Annotated in this window: 19 protein-coding genes; 8 read left to right on the top strand and 11 right to left on the bottom strand. The window is 63.1% G+C overall.

All coding sequences use genetic code 11. The features are described 5' to 3' along the window. Positions 1-19: 19 nt before the first annotated feature. Genes CAY82_RS07580 through ureG form a run of 6 tightly spaced genes read left to right on the top strand, consistent with a single transcriptional unit; the run spans position 20 to position 4,417 of the window. Entirely contained in the window at positions 20-337 is a 318-nt protein-coding gene (locus tag CAY82_RS07580; protein WP_025339426.1) for an urease subunit beta, read from the top strand. Continuing rightward, positions 334-2,037, top strand: coding sequence for an urease subunit alpha (gene ureC, locus CAY82_RS07575; protein ID WP_087500661.1), 1,704 nt, complete (start codon positions 334-336; stop codon positions 2,035-2,037). The genes CAY82_RS07580 and ureC overlap by 4 nt, the downstream gene beginning before the upstream one ends. A gap of 10 nt (positions 2,038-2,047) precedes the next feature. Beyond that, the gene (gene ureE, locus CAY82_RS07570) at positions 2,048-2,545 is read left to right on the top strand and encodes an urease accessory protein UreE (RefSeq protein ID WP_087500660.1); all 498 of its coding nucleotides are present in this window, start codon (positions 2,048-2,050) and stop codon (positions 2,543-2,545) included. A 17-nt stretch (positions 2,546-2,562) separates the two neighbouring features. Further along, positions 2,563-3,108 carry a HupE/UreJ family protein gene (locus CAY82_RS07565; RefSeq protein ID WP_087500659.1) on the top strand — a complete coding sequence of 182 codons (546 nt, stop codon included), beginning with the start codon at positions 2,563-2,565 and terminating at the stop codon, positions 3,106-3,108. Next, complete coding sequence (locus CAY82_RS07560) at positions 3,108-3,782, top strand: urease accessory protein UreF (protein ID WP_087500658.1); 675 nt, start codon at positions 3,108-3,110, stop codon at positions 3,780-3,782. Before CAY82_RS07565 ends, CAY82_RS07560 begins: the two co-directional genes overlap by 1 nt. Before the next feature lie 11 nt (positions 3,783-3,793). Continuing rightward, a complete protein-coding gene (gene ureG, locus CAY82_RS07555; protein ID WP_010953755.1) occupies positions 3,794-4,417 on the top strand; it encodes an urease accessory protein UreG in 624 nt (207 codons plus the stop codon). Between the two features lie 218 nt (positions 4,418-4,635). Here the strand turns inward: ureG and CAY82_RS07550 are convergent, their stop codons facing one another. The 11 genes from CAY82_RS07550 to mcpP all read right to left on the bottom strand — a co-directional run bounded on the left by CAY82_RS07550 (position 4,636) and on the right by mcpP (position 16,352). After that, positions 4,636-5,364: a thioredoxin family protein gene (locus tag CAY82_RS07550; protein ID WP_087500657.1), complete on the bottom strand. Its 729-nt coding sequence runs from the start codon at positions 5,362-5,364 to the stop codon at positions 4,636-4,638. Positions 5,365-5,457: 93 nt separating this feature from the next. Continuing rightward, the gene (locus tag CAY82_RS07545; protein ID WP_087500656.1) at positions 5,458-7,659 is read right to left on the bottom strand and encodes an LTA synthase family protein; all 2,202 of its coding nucleotides are present in this window, start codon (positions 7,657-7,659) and stop codon (positions 5,458-5,460) included. A gap of 136 nt (positions 7,660-7,795) precedes the next feature. Next, a complete protein-coding gene (locus tag CAY82_RS07540) occupies positions 7,796-9,076 on the bottom strand; it encodes a hypothetical protein (RefSeq protein WP_087500655.1) in 1,281 nt (426 codons plus the stop codon). A gap of 46 nt (positions 9,077-9,122) precedes the next feature. Further along, entirely contained in the window at positions 9,123-9,875 is a 753-nt protein-coding gene (locus CAY82_RS07535) for a hypothetical protein (RefSeq protein ID WP_087500654.1), read from the bottom strand. 46 nt (positions 9,876-9,921) lie between these two features. Then, on the bottom strand, positions 9,922-10,602 hold the full coding sequence (locus tag CAY82_RS07530) for a C39 family peptidase (protein ID WP_087500653.1): 681 nt from the start codon (positions 10,600-10,602) through the stop codon (positions 9,922-9,924). Between the two features lie 62 nt (positions 10,603-10,664). Further along, positions 10,665-11,978 carry a heme utilization protein gene (locus CAY82_RS07525; protein ID WP_087500652.1) on the bottom strand — a complete coding sequence of 438 codons (1,314 nt, stop codon included), beginning with the start codon at positions 11,976-11,978 and terminating at the stop codon, positions 10,665-10,667. Positions 11,979-12,027: 49 nt separating this feature from the next. Beyond that, entirely contained in the window at positions 12,028-12,606 is a 579-nt protein-coding gene (locus CAY82_RS07520) for an adhesin (protein ID WP_087500651.1), read from the bottom strand. Position 12,607: 1 nt separating this feature from the next. Further along, entirely contained in the window at positions 12,608-13,042 is a 435-nt protein-coding gene (locus CAY82_RS07515) for a hypothetical protein (RefSeq protein WP_087500650.1), read from the bottom strand. Between the two features lie 297 nt (positions 13,043-13,339). Further along, entirely contained in the window at positions 13,340-13,909 is a 570-nt protein-coding gene (locus CAY82_RS07510) for an AAA family ATPase (RefSeq protein WP_087500649.1), read from the bottom strand. Then, positions 13,906-14,472 carry a nicotinamide riboside transporter PnuC gene (pnuC, locus tag CAY82_RS07505; protein WP_087500648.1) on the bottom strand — a complete coding sequence of 189 codons (567 nt, stop codon included), beginning with the start codon at positions 14,470-14,472 and terminating at the stop codon, positions 13,906-13,908. The genes CAY82_RS07510 and pnuC overlap by 4 nt, the downstream gene beginning before the upstream one ends. Before the next feature lie 245 nt (positions 14,473-14,717). Then, a complete protein-coding gene (gene mcpP, locus CAY82_RS07500) occupies positions 14,718-16,352 on the bottom strand; it encodes a methyl-accepting chemotaxis protein McpP (RefSeq protein WP_087500647.1) in 1,635 nt (544 codons plus the stop codon). A gap of 299 nt (positions 16,353-16,651) precedes the next feature. On the opposite strand from mcpP, the gene CAY82_RS07495 reads away from it, so the two are divergent. Then, on the top strand, positions 16,652-17,482 hold the full coding sequence (locus tag CAY82_RS07495; RefSeq protein ID WP_087500646.1) for an undecaprenyl-diphosphate phosphatase: 831 nt from the start codon (positions 16,652-16,654) through the stop codon (positions 17,480-17,482). Continuing rightward, positions 17,475-17,888: a DUF1294 domain-containing protein gene (locus tag CAY82_RS07490; protein ID WP_087500645.1), complete on the top strand. Its 414-nt coding sequence runs from the start codon at positions 17,475-17,477 to the stop codon at positions 17,886-17,888. The genes CAY82_RS07495 and CAY82_RS07490 overlap by 8 nt, the downstream gene beginning before the upstream one ends. Positions 17,889-17,921 lie beyond the last annotated feature (33 nt).

Below are 17,921 nucleotides of genomic sequence, written 5' to 3'. Positions count from 1 at the left end.
AGTTGCCCAGGAGCCCCGCATGATCCCAGGTGAAATCCAGGTCGCCGCCGGCGACATCGAGCTGAACAGCGGCCGTGCGACGGTCAGCGTCAGCGTGGCCAACCATGGCGACCGGCCGGTGCAGGTCGGTTCGCACTATCACTTCTACGAAGTCAACGAGGCGCTGGTGTTCGAGCGCGCGCCGACCCTGGGCTTTCGCCTGGACATTCCCGCGGGTACCGCCGTGCGTTTCGAACCCGGCCAGGCGCGTACCGTGCAACTGGTGGCCTACGCCGGCAAGCGTGAAGTCCATGGCTTTCAGGGCAAGGTGATGGGTGCGCTGGAGGGCAGGGCATGAGCCGTATTTCCCGGCAGGCCTATGCCGACATGTTCGGCCCCACCGTGGGCGACCGTGTACGCTTGGCCGACACCGCGCTGTGGGTCGAGGTGGAGCATGACTTCACCCTCTATGGCGAAGAGGTCAAGTTTGGTGGCGGCAAGGTCATCCGCGACGGCATGGGGCAGGGCCAGATGCTGGCCGCCGAAGCCATGGACCTGGTACTGACCAATGCCCTGATCATCGACCACTGGGGCATCGTCAAGGCCGATATCGGCATCAAGCACGGGCGTATCGCGGTGATCGGCAAGGCTGGCAACCCCGATGTGCAGCCGGGCGTGAACGTGCCGGTGGGCCCCGGCACCGAGGTGATTGCGGCCGAGGGCAAGATCGTCACCGCCGGTGGCGTCGACTCGCACATTCATTTCATCTGCCCGCAGCAGGTGGACGAGGCGCTGAACAGCGGTGTCACCACCTTCATCGGTGGCGGTACCGGGCCGGCCACCGGCACCAACGCCACCACCTGCACGCCCGGCCCCTGGTACCTGGCGCGCATGCTCCAGGCCGCCGACAGCCTGCCGATCAACATCGGCTTGCTGGGCAAGGGCAACGCCTCGCGGCCGGAAGCGCTGCGCGAGCAGATCTCGGCCGGTGCCGTGGGCCTCAAGTTGCATGAAGACTGGGGCTCGACACCGGCTGCCATCGACTGCTGCCTGGGTGTGGCCGAGGAAATGGACATCCAGGTGGCGATCCACACCGACACCCTCAACGAGTCCGGCTGCATCGAAGACACCCTGGCGGCCATCGGCGACCGCACCATCCACACCTTCCACACCGAGGGCGCTGGTGGCGGCCATGCGCCGGACATCATTCGTGCGGCGGGGCAGGCCAACGTATTGCCGTCCTCGACCAACCCGACCCTGCCGTACACGGTCAACACCGTGGATGAGCACCTGGACATGCTCATGGTCTGCCACCACCTGGACCCGAGCATCGCCGAAGACGTGGCCTTTGCCGAGTCGCGCATTCGCCGCGAAACCATCGCCGCCGAGGACATCCTCCACGACATGGGCGCCTTTGCCATGACCTCGTCCGACTCCCAGGCCATGGGCCGGGTTGGTGAGGTGGTGCTGCGCACCTGGCAGGTGGCGCACCAGATGAAGCTGCGTCGCGGGCCACTGGCGCCAGACACCAGCTACAGCGACAACTTCCGGGTCAAGCGCTACATCGCCAAGTACACCATCAACCCGGCACTGACCCACGGCATCGGTCACGAAGTGGGCTCGGTGGAAGTCGGCAAGCTGGCCGACCTGGTGCTGTGGGCGCCGGCGTTTTTTGCGGTCAAGCCCGCCCTGGTGATCAAGGGCGGGATGATTGTCACCGCGCCCATGGGCGACATCAACGGTTCCATCCCCACGCCTCAACCGGTGCACTACCGGCCGATGTTCGGCGCCTTGGGCGCGGCACGGCATGCCACGCGCATGACCTTCCTGCCCCAGGCGGCCATGGACCGCGGCCTGGCTGAGGAGTTGAAGCTGCGCAGCCTGATCGGTGTGGCCCATGGCTGCCGCCGGGTGCGCAAGCCCGACATGGTCCACAACACCCTGCAGCCGCTGATCGAGGTCGATGCGCAGACCTACCAGGTGCGTGCCGACGGCGAGCTGCTGGTCTGCGAGCCGGCCCGCGAATTGCCGCTGGCCCAGCGTTACTTCCTGTTCTGAAGGAGCACTGATGATTGTCTTGACCCGCCGTATAACCGACCCCGGCACGCTGGGCGAAAGCGGTACCGTCACCCTGGACGTGGACAGCCGCATCAAGAGTCGCCTGCGAGTGACTCTGGATGATGGTCGTGAGGCCGGGCTGATGCTCGAACGTGGTCACCTGCTGCGCGGAGGCGAACTGCTGGCCGATGCCGAGGGTACTCAACTGATCCGTGTGCTGGCGGCACCCGAGACGGTCTCCACGGTGCGCTGCACCGACCTGCACTTGCTGGCCCGCGCGGCCTATCACTTGGGTAACCGCCATGTGCCGCTGCAGATCGAACCCGGCCTGTTGCGCTTCCAGCACGACCATGTGCTGGACGACATGCTGCGTGGTCTGGGCCTGACGGTAGAGACCGAACAGGCACCGTTCGAGCCCGAAGCGGGCGCCTACCAAAGCGCGCCGCACGGCCACAGCCATGCTCACGGCCACGATCATCCGTTCGTGCGCCTGCCTGCCCATTCCTGAACCACCTGGAGCAACCGATGAAAAAGACTTTCGCCTTGTTTCTGCTGATGCTGGCGCTGCCAGCCTTCGCCCACCCCGGGCACGACAGCAACCCGCTGCAGGACGGCCTGCTGCACCCGCTGACAGGCCTTGACCACCTGCTGATGCTGCTGGGCACTGGTGCGCTCGCCGCGTTGACCCGGCGCAGCCTGACGCTACCCCTGGCAACCCTGGCTGCGATGTTCGGTGGTGCGGTGTGCGGCCACCTGTTTGGCGATGTGCTGGGCATGGAAACCCTGATTGCCGTGTCGCTTCTGGTGGCTGCCGGGGCAGTACTGCTGCCTGGTCGCCAGCTGCTGCTGGCCATGGCCATGCCAGTGTTCGCCTTGTTCCATGGCTGGGCCCATGGCGTGGAAGCCACACCCAGTGCGTTTTGGCAATTCAGCGCCGGCTTCGTCATGGTCAGCGGCCTTTTGCTGGCTGGCGGATTCGCGGTCGGTTGCCTGTTGCGCAGGCATAGCGGCTTGCAGAAGGCCTTTGGCGGTGGCTTGCTGGCCGGCGCTGCCTTGGTACTGGCCGGTTGATGGACAGTGACTTGGCGTTGCTGCGCCTGCTGCAACTGGCCAGCCCTGGCTTGCCGGTGGGTGGTTTCACCTATTCGCAAGGCCTGGAGTGGGCGGTCGAAGCGGGTTGGGTCCGGGACGTGGATGGTTTCGCTGCCTGGCAGCGCGAGCAGATCGACGACACCTTGGCCTGCCTCGACTGGCCGGTGCTGGCGCGCTTGTATCACGCCTGCCAGGCCGAGGACGCCGTGGCCTTTGGCCACTGGAGCCGCTTTCTGTTGGCCAACCGCGAAACCGCCGAGCTGCGCCTCGAAGAACAGCAGCGCGGCGCCGCACTGGCACGGCTGCTGGACGGCTGGCAACTGGGCCAGGCGCCGGCCTGGCGTGCAAGCCTCGAACTTACTCAGCTGGGCGGTATGGCCTGGTTGGCTGCGCACTGGGCTATTCCTCTGCGCCAGCTTGCCCTGGGCCATGGCTTTGCCTGGCTGGAGGGCGCGGTAATGGCCGGAGTCAAGCTGGTGCCGTTCGGCCAGCAGGCTGCCCAGACCTTGCTGCGCGATCTGGGGGCAGGGCTGCCTGCAGCTCTCGACCAGGCACTGGCCCTGGGCGATGACCAGCTTGGCGGCGGCCTGCCGTTGCTGGCCATTGCCTCATCGCGTCACGAAACCCAATACACCCGTTTGTTCCGTTCCTGAGGACTGCCTGCATGCAAAGCTATCAACAACCCCTGCGCGTCGGTGTCGGCGGCCCGGTCGGCTCCGGCAAGACGGCGCTGCTCGAAGCCTTGTGCAAGGCCATGCGCGACCACTACCAGATCGCTGTGGTCACCAACGACATCTACACCAAGGAAGACCAGCGCATCCTCACCGAAGCCGGGGCCCTGGAGCCGGAGCGCATCGTTGGCGTGGAAACCGGCGGCTGCCCGCACACGGCCATTCGTGAAGACGCCTCGATGAACCTGGCGGCGGTCGAAGCATTGGCGCGCAAGTTTGGCAACCTCGAGGTGATCTTCGTCGAAAGCGGCGGTGATAACCTGAGTGCCACGTTCAGCCCGGAGCTGGCCGACCTGACCATCTACGTGATCGACGTGGCCGAGGGCGAGAAGATCCCGCGCAAGGGTGGGCCGGGGATTACCAAATCGGATTTCCTGGTGATCAACAAGACCGACCTGGCGCCCTATGTGGGGGCTTCGCTGGAAGTGATGGAGCGCGATACCCAGCGCATGCGTCCGCAGCGGCCATGGACCTTCAGCAACCTGAAGAAGGGCGAGGGGCTGCAGGCGGTGATCGATTTCATCGTCGAGCGCGGGATGTTGGGTGTGCGCGGGTGATATAACGGGTTGAACGCCGTCTGGACCATGGCGCAATTCCTGTGGGAGATTGCCCAGCCCTTTGGGCTGCGCTGTCGCACAGATAACTGAATTCGCAAGCGATCCTGGTACCCTGTGGGAGCGGCTTTAGCCGCGAAGAATCCAACGCGGTGCATGGCACCGGCTGCGCCGGTGTTCGCGGCTAAAGCCGCTCCCACAGGGATATATGTTGCCTCACGTTATGTATGGCAGCAGTGAGGCTTGTCCGGCTGCCCTTCATAGCGGTCATGGTGCCGCACCCAGTCCATGGTCCCACCCTCATTGCGCCCCAGTGGCGCAATGTCGAGGAAGTTGTAGGTATTGACCAGGATATCCAGCCCGCGGGCATAGGTTGAGTAAGTGTGGTACACGCTGCCATCCGGTTCGCGGTAAAACGCACTCAGCCCGGGAAGCTCGCTTTCATCGCCGTCATAGGGCTCATAGTTGTACTGCCGCTGGCCCTCGCTGCCGACGCTGACGCCAAAGTCCTCGTTGAACCCGCTGCCATTTGACGAATACCAGGGGAACTGCCAGCCCATGCGCCGGCGGAAGGCCTGGAACTCGGCATACGGCGCCCGCGACACTGCTACCAGCGAGACGTCGTGATGCGCCAGGTGCAGATTGGCGCCGTCGAAGTGGTCAGCCAGGAACGAGCAACCCGGGCAGCCTTCGCTCCAGCCTTCGGCGAACATGAAATGATAAACCAGCAACTGGCTGCGGCCCGCGAACAGGTCGGGCAGGCTGAGTTCGCCGTCCGGCCCGTGGAAGCGGTAGTCCTGCTCCACCTTGACCCAGGGCAGGGCGCGACGGGCTGCGGCCAGCGCGTCGCGGTGGTGGGTAAAGGCTTTTTCGTGCAGCCATAGCTGCCGGCGGGCCGCCAGCCACTGGCTGCGGGAAACCACCGGGTGCCTGCTTTCGCTCGTGCTCATGGTGCTGTCTCCGCATTGGGGGATTCACACACTAGTCGAGCACGGGCGGGTTGAATCGACAGTCTGCCGTGGTCGGGCGATGAGTGGTACTGCTCAGCCCGAATGGGCAATATGCCCTTCGGTCAGCTCATCCGCTGCCTCATCTTCCCCAGGCAGTGCAGTGATCACGCTGAAGTCGCTGACTTCCACCTGACCACCGCCATAGCCCAGCAGATGGAAGGAAAACGCCTTGCGTGCAGTCGGGTTGTCGAAGCTGAACTCCATCTCCAGCGGCTCGTCCGCGGTGACTTTCACTTCCTCAGGCAAGCCCAGCGGTACGTCCTGCTCCAACTGCTTGGCCTTTAGCTGGATATAGGCTGCGCGTTCAGGGTCCAGTGAGCGTACCTTGACCCGCACGCGGGTATGCGAGCCCTCGGGCATTTCCAGGTACTGGGCGCCGATCAGGTTATCGGCCCAGTCATCGCGAATGCGTTTGCGCAGCTGTATCGGCGATGGGCCGCCGAACTGGTAACGCAGGTTGAGGGGTGTTTGCAGCAGGGACTGGTCGAGTACCCCGGCGAGGGCGCCGATCTGCTGGCCAAGCAGGCTGTCGCCCGGGCCGAGGTAGCGTGCCTGGTCGGCGATGAAGCCCTCGCTGGCGTAACGCCGGCAGCGCTGCTGGAAGTCGCATTCGGTGAACACGCCCAGGCCGTCGTGATAACGCAGCATGCCGTTGGTGTAGGAGATCATCTCTCGACCGCTGTCGTAGTCGCGGTACAGCGAGCGACCGCCGAGCGCCATCGGGATGGGCAGGGCAAAGTAGTCGAGCAGGGAGGTGGCCAGGTCGATATGCCCGTAGGTACCGCGCTTGATCTGGGGCAGCTGCTCCTGCTCAGGCGCCAAGGTGAGGTTGAAGCCCCAGGACGAGGCCAGGCGTACACCATCAATGCCGTGGGACTCGTCGGAAGTCACCACCACCAGGGTGTCCTTGAGTACGCCCTGGCGTTCGAGGTTATCGAGGAATGCACCGAGCGCGTCGTCCAGGTAGGCGACCGCCGCCTGTTTCGGTGTGTCGTAGCGCTCCAGGTACTCGGCTGGTGCCGAGTACGGCTGGTGGGTGCCCACGGTCAGCAGGGTCAGCATCCATGGCTTGTCCTGCTTTTGCAGCTGGCCGACGTAGTCCAGCGCACCTTCGAAGAAGGCCCGGTCATCCTTGCCCCAGGGGAAGTTCAGGTAGTTCTTGTTGCGAAACCACTCCAGGCCATGCACCGCGTCGAAGCCGATGTGCGGCATGATGCGGTCCTTGGCCATGAAGCGCAGGCCGGCACCCTGCAGGTAGTGGGTGGTGAAGCCGGCCTGGCGCAACTGCGCTGGCAGGCAGGCCTGGTTGCGTTCGTTCTGGGTCAGCAGTTCCATGCCCTTGGGCGTGCCGTTGGCCAGCTTGTCATAGTCACCGCACAGCATCGCGTACAGGCCACGGATGGTCTGGTGGGTATGCAGCACGTAGTCCGGGGTGTTCATGCCGCGTTCGGCCCACTGGCTGAGCTTGGGCATCAGCTCTTCGTCGAAGCGGCTGTGCAGGGCCTGGCGATTGGGCCGCAGGTAGGCCCCGGGGATGCCCTCGACGGTGATTACCAGCAAGTTGCGGGCGTTGCCTGGCCCGGTGAGCAGACGCTGGCCATGCAGGTCGGACTGGGTCAGGCCAGTGCTGGCCAGGGGCGTGAAGGTTTGCGTCTGGCCCATCCAGCCTTCGACCTGGCGCTGCAGGTTGCCGGCCCCGGCCGACAGCAGCTGGTGGGTGAGGTTGTATTGCCGCCATTGGTCGGCATCGGAAGGCACCAGTTGCTGGCTGCCCCAATGGGCGCCAAACAGCAGCAGCGGAATGGCCCAGGCCTTGCGTGGTAGCGGCTGGCTGCATTGTGTGCGGCTGCGCCAGGCGTTGACCAGCCAGGCCAGCAGGCCGGCGCCCATGGCCCAGGGCAGCCAGGCGTGGGCCAGGCCGCCACCGGTCGAATTTTCCATGAACTGGGGGTCGACCAGGTACGTCAGGTCGGCGCTGGTGGGCAAACGGCCCACCGCGCTCACCAGTTCGGCCGAAGCTACCCAGAGGGTCGCCCAGGCCAGTAATACGGGCAGTGCCAGCCACCACGGCCGACGGTGCAGCAGCAAGACCAGCAGGCTGCCAACGGCGAGGTCGGACAGGTAACCGAGCGGGTTGGACCAACCCAGCATGGCGCGCGTACCCAGTGGGATCACCAGTACCAAGGTTGCCAGGGAGACAAACCGGGTATGTGGGTGGTCTGACAGGTTCTTCACAAAAACATCCCTTTTGCCATTAAATCGTCATGCATCTGTGCTTGATGATAACAGGCCGGGGCAGGGAGGGCGGTCCGGGACAAGGCTGGTAACCAAAAGCCGGGCCCATTTACGCGGGCCCGGTCGGTGGCAAGTATCAGAAGTAGTAGGGGAATTTCAGGCTGAAGGAAAAGTCCGGCGCGTCATCGGTCAGACCAATGGCCAGGTTGGGCACGATGGTCAGGTTGTCGGTGGCGGCGATGGTCATGCCGATGTTGAAGTTGGCCGCGTTGTAGTCGCTGTTGGAGATCGACTGCCAGTCACCGCCATCCGGTTTGATCTTGCTCTTGCGGGCGAACTGGTCAGATACCGAGAACGACATGCTCATCTTCTCGTTCAGGGCAAAAGCGATACCGCCGCCGATCTGCCAGGAGTCGCCCAGCTTCACGTCACCCGGCACCTTGCTGTTGGCCTGCGGGCTGATGTCGCTGAACGAGTCTTCCATGTTGTAGGTGTAGGACAGGCTGCCGAACAGCACGGCCGGGTCGAAGGTCTTGACCAGCGAGATGCCCGGCGTGATCGACCAGACGCCGTTGCCGGTTGGCAGGCTTTCCGGCACTGACAGGTTGTCGTTGCCGGGCACTTCGCGCAGCTTGATGCCATACGGGTCCTTGCCGGTGGGTGCCTTGATGCGCAGGGTGGCCACGGCGTCGGGCCAGGTCTCCGACTCGTCGAGGAACTTGTAGGCCACGCCAACGTTGATGTCACCGATTTCCGGGTCGCGAGTGACGGTTTCGTCGGAGGTGCTCGGCCCGGCACCACCCGCGCCGCCAGAGGAATAGGTGGACTGGCGGTACACCACCGGTACGTTGATGTCGAACTGCCAGCGCTGCGCCACGTTGTAGCGCGCGGTCATGTCCAGGGTCCAGTTGTCTGCCTTGATCCGGTCGAGGTTGATGCTGCCGAGGAAGATCGAGTCCAGCGCCAGGAAGCCGTTGAGCACCAGTGCCCGGGTATCGTAGTGGGTGTAGGTGACGCCGGTCTCGAAGCTGAACTTGCCGCCGCCGAAGAAGCCGCTGGCCTCGTCATACAGGTTGGATACGCTCTGTGCCGGTTCGGCGTCGGCGGTCAGCGCCTGGCCATAGGAGCTGCCGGTGGTGCCCGGCGCGCCCGATGCCACTGTCTGGGCGCCCTTGACCCCTTCGGCGGGGGACCTGACAAGGCGTTTGGGCGGCGGTGCTGCCGGGGTTTCCTCGACCTGGCGTACGCGCTGCTCCAGCACCATCAGTGCCTGTTGCTGTGCCTCGTAGCGCTGCTTGAGTTCGAGCAGCTCTTGCTTCAGTGCTTCGACCTGCGGGTCGGCAGCTGCATAGAGCAATGTGGCCGGGGCCAAGGTGGTCAAGCACACAAAAGCGTTTAGCGTTAAAGATCGGTGCATGGAATTGCCGTCCCTGCCGACTACTTTTGATGAGACTGAGCGTAGATCAGTATCCGAAAGTGCGAAGACCTTTGAGCTGGTCGAGACTGCCGTTCAGCGATGCGGCTGTCGGCACGTTTTCGCGCATCACCACGTTCAGAGATGTGACGTTGTTGACGTGGTTGCCATTGCCAAGCAGCGTCGAGTTCTGCATCAGCCCGCCCTGGGCCAGGCGCTGTACGCTGCTGCCCTGGTTGTTGTTGGCACTGATGTTGAGTTGCACGCCAACACCAGTCGACGACACCCTGAGCGAGCCGGCACCGTTTTCGCCGACCAGGGTCTGGCCCGCTGCCAGCACCTGGCCCTGTGGTTGTGTGGCCGGTACCTGGTTGGCCTTGGTCACGTTGATGTCGACATTGTTGTAGGCGGTGTTGTTGTCACCGGCCGCGCGCACCACTTGGGTCACCCCTTCGGTGCTGTTGAGCCCGCTGCCGCCGGTGACCGTGCCGCTGCCGGCGGACGCAGTGCCGCTGGCGGTCGAGCCGGTGCCTTTTTCGTCGATAATCGACACATAGAACTGTGGCTTGATGGTCGACTGCTGGATCTGCAGGGTGGAAGTCGCGCCGATCACCTCACCGTTGGCGTTCTGCCAGGTGCTGGTCATGACAATGCCGAAACTGACGATGCGCCCCGGTAGTACATAGCGCCCGCGCAAGTTCGCCAACTCCTGGTCCTTCAGTTCGATGGGCTTGAACGTTTCGGCGTGGGCCGGCTGGCTGGCTGCCAGGCAAACCACAGCGAGCCAGATTGGATTCTTCATTGGGGTGCTCCCCGGAGCGTCGTGCTCCTTGTCGTTGCAAGAGTCGTTAGAAGAAGTCGCTTTTGATGAAACCGAAGTCCAGCAGTTCTGCGTCCTGCACCGGGGTGAAGTTGTTCACCCGGCCCTTGGCGGTCAGGGGCAGGGGCGGGTCGAGCAGAATGTTGTTCTTGTCGTAGCCCTGGCCGATCACGGCGAAGATGATGCCGTTCCAGCCCTTGAGAAAATCATCGACCTTGTAGCGCTTGTGGCCCAGTACCGGGTCACCGATGTACACCCAGCCCTTGTCCACCTTCTGCATGACCACGAAGTGCTTGTAGCCGCGCACCTCCATCAGCACCACGACCGGGATGCGCACACTGTGCAGGGTCTCGGGCGCCACCCGATAGCCGCGGGCACGCATCCCCAGGCTTTCTACGTAGCGTTTCATATCGAGCATCGAGAAGCCTTGCGTGCGCACCAGGTCCTGGTCGGCGTGGGCCAGCATGCCCTCGATGATCTGTTGTTCGTCCACATCCAGCCAGTAGGCCTGGCGCAGGATGGTGGCCAGTGCGGCGGCGCCGCAGCTGAAGTCGGTCTTCTGTTGCACCAGGTCGGCGAACTTGCGCTCGCGTACGCTCTGGATGGGTTTGAACACCACGGCACCGCCCGGCAATACGGACAGCGGCATTTGTGCCGCTTCGCTCACGCTGGCCAGGCACAGCAAAAACGCCAAGGCAATAATGCGCATGATCGGATGCCTTCCGGTTCTGTTGAAGAAAGGCCCCCCGAAGGGGGCCTCAAGCACAGCGATCAGAACGAGGTGTTGGAGATGGCCAGCGAGTTGCTCTGCTGGTTGCCCACACCGGCTGCCACGTTCACGCCCAGGTTGCCACTGCCACCGTTCACCGAACCGCTCAGGGTTGCAGTGTTGGTCACAGGGTTAGCCCAGCCGGTCGGGGTCAGTACCTGGAAGGACACGGTATTGCTCAACTCGAACGAGCTGCTTTCACGGATTTTCTTGTCCACGTCTTTCGACGATTTGGACTCGTTCTTGGCCGACTTCTCGAAGGAAGCGTCAAACGATTTCTTGAACGACGAATCGTAGGAGTTTTCGAAGGAGGATTCCTTCGATTTCTCATGCGACTTCTCGAGGCTCACATCGAGATTGGCATACAGATCAGCCTCTACAGATACGCTGCGGCTATGATCGTGACGGCCATGATCCACTGTGACGGTTTTTGAAGCATCCAGCGATGCGTCCAGGGTAGCGTCCAACGTCGCCTTGCTGTGGGAGCGGGCGTCGTATCTGTTGGAGCCTTTAGCATCCCAGCTGTTGTAACCTTTGGCATCGAAGTGCTTGGCGCCGGAGGCCATCCAGCTTGACGAGTCCTCCTTGTCAACATGGAGCTCGAAGTCCTTTTTGTAGGAGGACATGCCGCTGCTGGTCTTGGTGAAGGTCAGCGTATCAACCCGGTAGGTGCGGTCGGCGCTGTTGTTCACCACCAGGCCTGGGCCGTCCTGGTCGGCAGAGGCCGTGGCTGTGGCGTTACCCAGTGGTGCGTGGGTGTTGGCAATGGCCATGGTGTTTTTCTGCTGGTTCAGATCGCCGCCAGCAATGTTGATGCCCACGTTACCTTCGGCGCCATCGGCCGAGCCGCTCATGATGGCTGAAGACTGGGTGGACCAGTTGTCTACACGGTTGTTGTCGCTGTACTGGCGGACGTCAGCGGTGGCTTCGGCAGTGCCGAAGACGAAGCTGTTGTCCAGGCTGGAGTCGGACGCTGCGTTGGCAATGGCCGCTGCGTTGTCCTGCTGGTTGCCGTTACCAGCTGCGACGTTGACACCCACGTTACCGCTGGCGCCAATGGCCGAGTCGCTCATCTCGGCGTCGTTGATGGTCCCTTGGTTGGTGATACGGTTGTCGGTGCTGCTCTGGTTGTCCCAGGCATTGGCCGTTGCATACACAGGGATCTTGGTTGGAGGAGGAGGCTTGTGGTGACCATTGTTATGATGGTGGCCATTATGGTGGTCATTACGCCGATCATTTTGCCCAGCTTGTACAGCAACAGCCATGATCGCAGCAATTGCGAAAACCAGAGGCTTGATTGCCATCGAGGGTTTCATGGTGATTCTCCGTACTTTTTAGGTTAAGTGTTGTTCTTAACTGCATGGGTCAATCCGCGACCCGTATGCTCAAGGTGTTGGCCATTCGGTTTCCCACCCCGGCACTCTGATTCAACTGGATCACCCCGCGGCTATCGGTGAATGCCTGGTCACTGGTAGTGACCTGGCGATGGCCGAGTGAGGCGCCAGCTGGATCGGAGCTGTAGAGCAGCGCCACGTTCTGTTGCATGAGGACGCTGTCGTCGATGCTTTGCGGCTGGGCACTGAGGCTGATGCGCAGTGCGTTGGCTTGCTGGGTGCCGGCGCCGGCGCTCTGGTTCACCCCGAGGGCACCGCTGCCGTTGCTGAAGGCGTTGCCCTGAATGCTCGAGCGGGCATCCATCGCCGGGGCTGCGGGGGTGTTCAGGCGCTGACGGATCTGCGTAATGGCGCTGGCCTCGGGCCCCACGGCGAAGGCGCGCGCGTTGGCCTGTTGCTGTTGGTCACCGGCAGCTTGGTTGACCGCCAGGTTGCCCTGGTAACGGCTGCCCGAACTGTCGATGTCGGCGTTGTTGATTACGGGAACCGGGGATTGCGCGAAGGCCGAAGTACTGCACAACGTGGCCAGGATCAGCAGCGTGTGCTTCATCTCACTTGCCTCCGGTCAGGATCTGCAGTGGCGCCAGGCCGCGCTGCACACTCGAATTGACCATGTTAGAGATGCCATTGCCCGAGCCTGTGCCGCGGCCACCGGCCAGGTTGGGTAGTTGGGTCTGGTTGTTGAGGTTGCCGCCCAGGTTATTGGTCTGTTGGGTGACCAGTGTGCTGATGCCCGCACCGCTGCTGATGGTGGCGAAGTCGCCATCAGTCAGTTCGCTGGTTTGCTTGAGAATGTGGTCGGAAGGGTTGGCGTTGACAGTGGTGGGGTTCGGGTCGGGTCGTAACGGCGGGACCACGGCGTTGCGTGTCTGCACATCACGGGTGATCACTATGATGCCGTTGTCGGCCTGGGTGGTCAGGCTCAAGGAACCCAGCATGCAACCCATCAGCAACAGGTGATAAAGGCCTTTATCAGTTTTCCTCACGACGACAACTCCTTCTATGAGTGCTGGCGCTGTTCAGCCATGCGAAGGAGAGAGCAGAAGGTGTGCCGCTTTTGAGAAGTGTATCCAGATCAACAGCTTAAGGTGAGTGTATGACAAACTACGACGTATTCTGTCTCAGGCGTGAAACAGGTAATCGCGAGTGTTGCCGGCAAAGCCAGCGGTGGTCTTGACTGGAAGGTTTTTTGCAGAGGTGTTTCGCCGGCGTGACACTGTCCCCAAAGCAGGGGAAGGCCCCACGATTCCGGGGCCTTTGCCCCACCGGGGTGTGTCAGTGGATTAACACCCGGCGGGGCAGCATGGCGCATCGCTATCAAGGAGCTTAGCCACTGTTTGCAGGGCCATCAACTGGCGCTGTGGCCAATTGCCTTCAATTATTTGATAGGCCTGGTCATGCCGTTGCAGCCAGTGCAGGCTGTCGTCGAAAAAGCGCTGGCGATCGCTCAGTTCGGGCTGGCTGCGCTGGCCATCGGCAACCCAATCCACGCCTTGTGGGCTCAGCAACAGGTGCAGGTGGTAATGCCGTGCCAGCAACGCCGGTTCCAGCCAGGCCGGGCAGTCATCGAACAGGGCATGACTCCAGAGCATGTTGCTGAGCAAATGGGTGTCGAGAATCAGCAGCGGCGGCGCCTGCTCGCGGGCGCGGTCCTCCCAGGCCAGCTGGCCGCGGGCGATGGTGGGAACGTCGGCGTAGCAGGTGTCGCGGCATTCCTGGTCGATGAAGTGGCGCACGTATTCGGCCACCACCACGCCGCCGAAATGCGCCTGGATTACCCCGCTGAGCCAGCTTTTGCCGCTGGACTCCGGACCGCACAACACCAGTACTTTCGTGGCCTGCGCCGCGCTCATGGCTGCACCAGCGCTGGGTCGCGGCGCCATTCCAGCCAGCCACGCACGGCAATCAGGGTGAGCACGGCGAAGAAGCCCGCGGTGAAGTAAAGCTGCTGGTGCAGGTACTGGCCCACGTAGACGATGTCTACCACCACCCACAGCGGCCAGCACTGCAGGCGCTTTTGCGCCATCCACAATTGTGCCACCAGGCTGAAACCGGTCAGGGTGGCGTCCAGCCAGGGCAGGGCGGCGTCGGTCCAGTTGGCCATTGCCGCGCCCAGGGCGGCACTCAGCAGCACCCCGACGGCCAGGCCGGCGAACAATGCCGGGCGCTGCAGGAGGGAGACCTGGCGGGCGTCTTCAGCATGGCCCGGGCGCTTCCATTGCCACCAGCCATAGACTTGCAGGATGGCGTAGGCCAGTTGCAGCAGCATGCCCGAGTACAGCTTTACCTCGTAGAACAGCCAGCCATAGATCAGCACCATGACCAGGCCGATCGGCCAGCACCAGGCGTTCTGCTTGACCGTGAGCCAGACAGCGGTGACGCCGAGGACGGCGGCGACGAGTTCAAGGCCGGACATCGGCTTTCCTTGGAGACTGCGGGGGAGGGGCGCGATTGTAGCGGGTCGGTGGGGGAAGGTGTAGGGCGGAACAGGCAGGGATGCGATTGCTTCATGTGGGAGATGCCATAGCCGATTACCCCCACAAGGATCGCGATTCCCTGTGGGAGCGGCTTCAGCCGCGAACACCGGCGCAGCCGGTGCCATGGCACCGCGCTGGATTCTTCGCGGCTAAAGCCGCTCCCACAGGGTGCGCGGACCGCTTGCTATACCCGGAACTGGCGTAGCAGTTGCTCCAGCTCTTCGCTCAACCGCCCCAGCGCCGCCCCGGCGTCACTGGATTGCCGCGCCGCATCGGCAGTCTGCTGGGACAACCCGGCAGTATCCAGCACATTGCGGTTGATCTCTTCGACCACATGCGACTGCTGCAAGGTGGCGCTGGCAATTGAGGCATTCAATGCGGTGAGGTTGTTCAGCGCCTGGTTGATGGCGTCCAGGCTGGCACCGGCCTCGCGGGCCTGCTCGACGGTCTGGCGCGAGGCCTCGCTACTGGTGTCGATGGCCTTGACTGCAGCGTCCGACTGGCTTTGCAAGTGCTCGATCATGGTATGGATCTCGGCCGTCGACTGCGCCGTGCGCTGGGCCAGCAGGCGTACCTCGTCGGCGACCACGGCAAAGCCACGGCCTTGCTCGCCGGCCCGCGCCGCCTCGATAGCTGCGTTTAGCGCCAACAGGTTGGTCTGTTCTGCGATAGAGCGGATCACGTCCAGCACACCACCGATGCGCGTGCTGTGCCCGGCCAGGTCGCGGATCACCTGCACGGCCTGGTCGATGGTCAGCGACAGCCGGTCGATCTGCGCCAGGCTGCCGTGAATGGCCTCTTGGCCTTGCGCCACCTGCTGTTGCGCGATGCGCATTTCCCCGGCGGCCTGCTCGGCGGTCTTGGCCACGTCCTGCACGGCGTAGGTCACTTCGTTGACCGCAGTGGCCACCTGGTCCATCTGCAGCGATTGCTGGGCGCTGTGCTGTTGCGCGGCACCGGCATTGTCGCCGACATGCCCGGCGGACCTGGCCAGGGCGTGGGCGGCCCCCTGCAACTGGCCGACCACGCCTTGCAGCTTGCCGTTGAAACGGTTGAAATGCTCGCCCAAGTGGGTGATTTCGTCGCGGCCGTGAGTGTCCAGGCGCCGGGTCAGGTCGCTTTCGCCGCTGGCGATGTTGCCCATGGCCTGCACTGCCTCCTGCAACGGGCGGGCGATGCTACGGGCAATCAGCATGACCACCAGTGCCATCAGCACGGCAATGGCCACACCCACCAGCGAGGCGTCGCGCAACTGGCGGGCGAATTCGGCCTGCACGTCGTCAACGTATACACCTGAGCCGATAATCCAGCCCCACGGCTTGAACAGCTGGATATAGGAAGTCTTGGCCACCGGCTCGCTGGCACCGGGCTTTGGCCAACGGTAGTTGACCGGCCCGGCACCCTGCTGACGGGCCAGGGCGACCATCTCGTTGAACACGGCAAAGCCGTCGGGGTCGCGGATGGCCGACAGGTCCTGGCCGTCCAGCTTGGGGTTGGCCGGATGCATGATCATCTTCGGCCCCAGGTCGTTGATCCAGAAGTAGTCGTTCTGGTCGTAGCGCAGCGCGCGTACCACTTGCAGCGCCTGTTGCTGGGCGTCTTCGCGGCTTAGCGTGCCGGCCGCCTCCAGGCCTTGGTAATAGGCCAGCACACCGGCTGCGGTCTGCACCACATGGCGGGTTTTTTCCGCTTTGGCCTGGTACAGGTCACCGTGGATCTGGCGCAGCATCAGCAGGCCCAATACCACCAACATGGCCACTGCCACCAAAAGGATCAGCCACAGACGGCGGCTGATAGACATCGATCTCAGGGTTTTCATCCCGCAGCTCCCGCATTGTTCTTTTTATTCAGGCGCATCCAAGCATGCTTTGCGTCTGGCCCCCACTCGACTAATGGCTAAGTGCTATCCATCCAATAGTCTGCAGCAGGTTGTACAAGGCGTTTGCAAAGGCGCTCTGTTAGGATTTCGGCCGCGCAAGATGAAACCTTTAGGCGGCGTGAACTTTTCTACTGGCATTGCGCCCAACAGTCGCTGTAAAACAGCCGGGCCGCGTACGGCAATTTCAAGCAAATCAAGAACAAGGGGCCTGCAACGAGCAGCGCTCCATCGGGGGAACGATGGATTTTTGGACTGCCTTCCAGGCAATCATCTTAGGCGTGGTCGAAGGGCTGACGGAGTTTCTGCCGATCTCCAGTACCGGCCACCAGATCATCGTCGCCGACCTGATCGGGTTTGGCGGCGAACGGGCCATGGCTTTCAACATCATCATTCAGTTGGCGGCGATCCTGGCGGTGGTGTGGGAGTTTCGCGGCAAGATCTTCGACGTGGTATTCGGCCTGACCAGCCAGCCCACGGCGCGGCGTTTCACCGGTAACCTGTTGCTGGCGTTCCTGCCGGCAGTAGTGCTGGGCGTGCTGTTCGCCGACCTGATTCACGAATACCTGTTCAACCCGATCACCGTGGCGGCGGCGCTGGTGGTGGGCGGGGTGATCATGCTCTGGGCCGAGCGCCGCGAGCACCGTGTGGAGGTGGACCACGTGGACGACATGCGCTGGAGCCACGCGCTGAAGATCGGCTTTATCCAGTGCCTGGCGATGATCCCGGGCACTTCGCGTTCCGGCTCGACCATTATCGGTGGCTTGCTGTTCGGTCTGTCGCGCAAGGCGGCGACCGAGTTCTCGTTCTTCCTGGCGATGCCGACCATGGTCGGTGCTGCGGTGTACTCGGGCTACAAGTACCGCGACCTGTTTCAGCCCGGCGACCTGCCGGTATTTGCCATTGGCTTCGTGACCTCGTTCATCTTTGCCATGATCGCCGTGCGTGGCCTGCTCAAGTTCATTGCCAACCACAGCTACGCGGCGTTCGCCTGGTATCGCATTGCCTTTGGCCTGCTGATTCTGGCGACCTGGCAGTTCGGCTGGGTTGACTGGACGACGGCACATGGCTGAGGCCGCGCGGGGGCAAAGGGTAGAGGGCGTACGTAATGTGCGCCTGAAGCTGCTGGTGTTGGGCCTGCTGTGCCTGCTGCCGGGCCTGGGCGCGGCGCGCATGGCCTGGGTCGATCAGGCCTGGTGGCCGCTGGCGCTGTACCCGGCAATGAGCCTGATCAGCCTGTTGCTGTATTGGCAGGATAAACAGCAGGCGCGTACCCAGGCCTGGCGAACGCCCGAGAAAGTGCTGCATGCCAGTGAGCTGCTGGGCGGCTGGCCGGGGGCGCTGCTGGCGCAGCAGCTGTATCGGCACAAGACGCGCAAGGTGTCGTACCAGTTGGTGTTCTGGGGCATTGTGCTGGTGCACCAGGTGTTCTGGGCGGACTGGCTGTTTCTTGGTGGGCGCTATCTGCCTTTCAGTTGATATTTGACTGTGCCGGCCCTTTCGCGGGTAAAC

The organism is Pseudomonas sp. SID14000, from assembly GCF_002165135.1.
Classification (GTDB): Bacteria; Pseudomonadota; Gammaproteobacteria; order Pseudomonadales; family Pseudomonadaceae; genus Aquipseudomonas.
The sequence above is the reverse complement of the archived record's forward strand: the minus strand, read 5'-3'. Positions and strand labels throughout refer to the sequence as shown.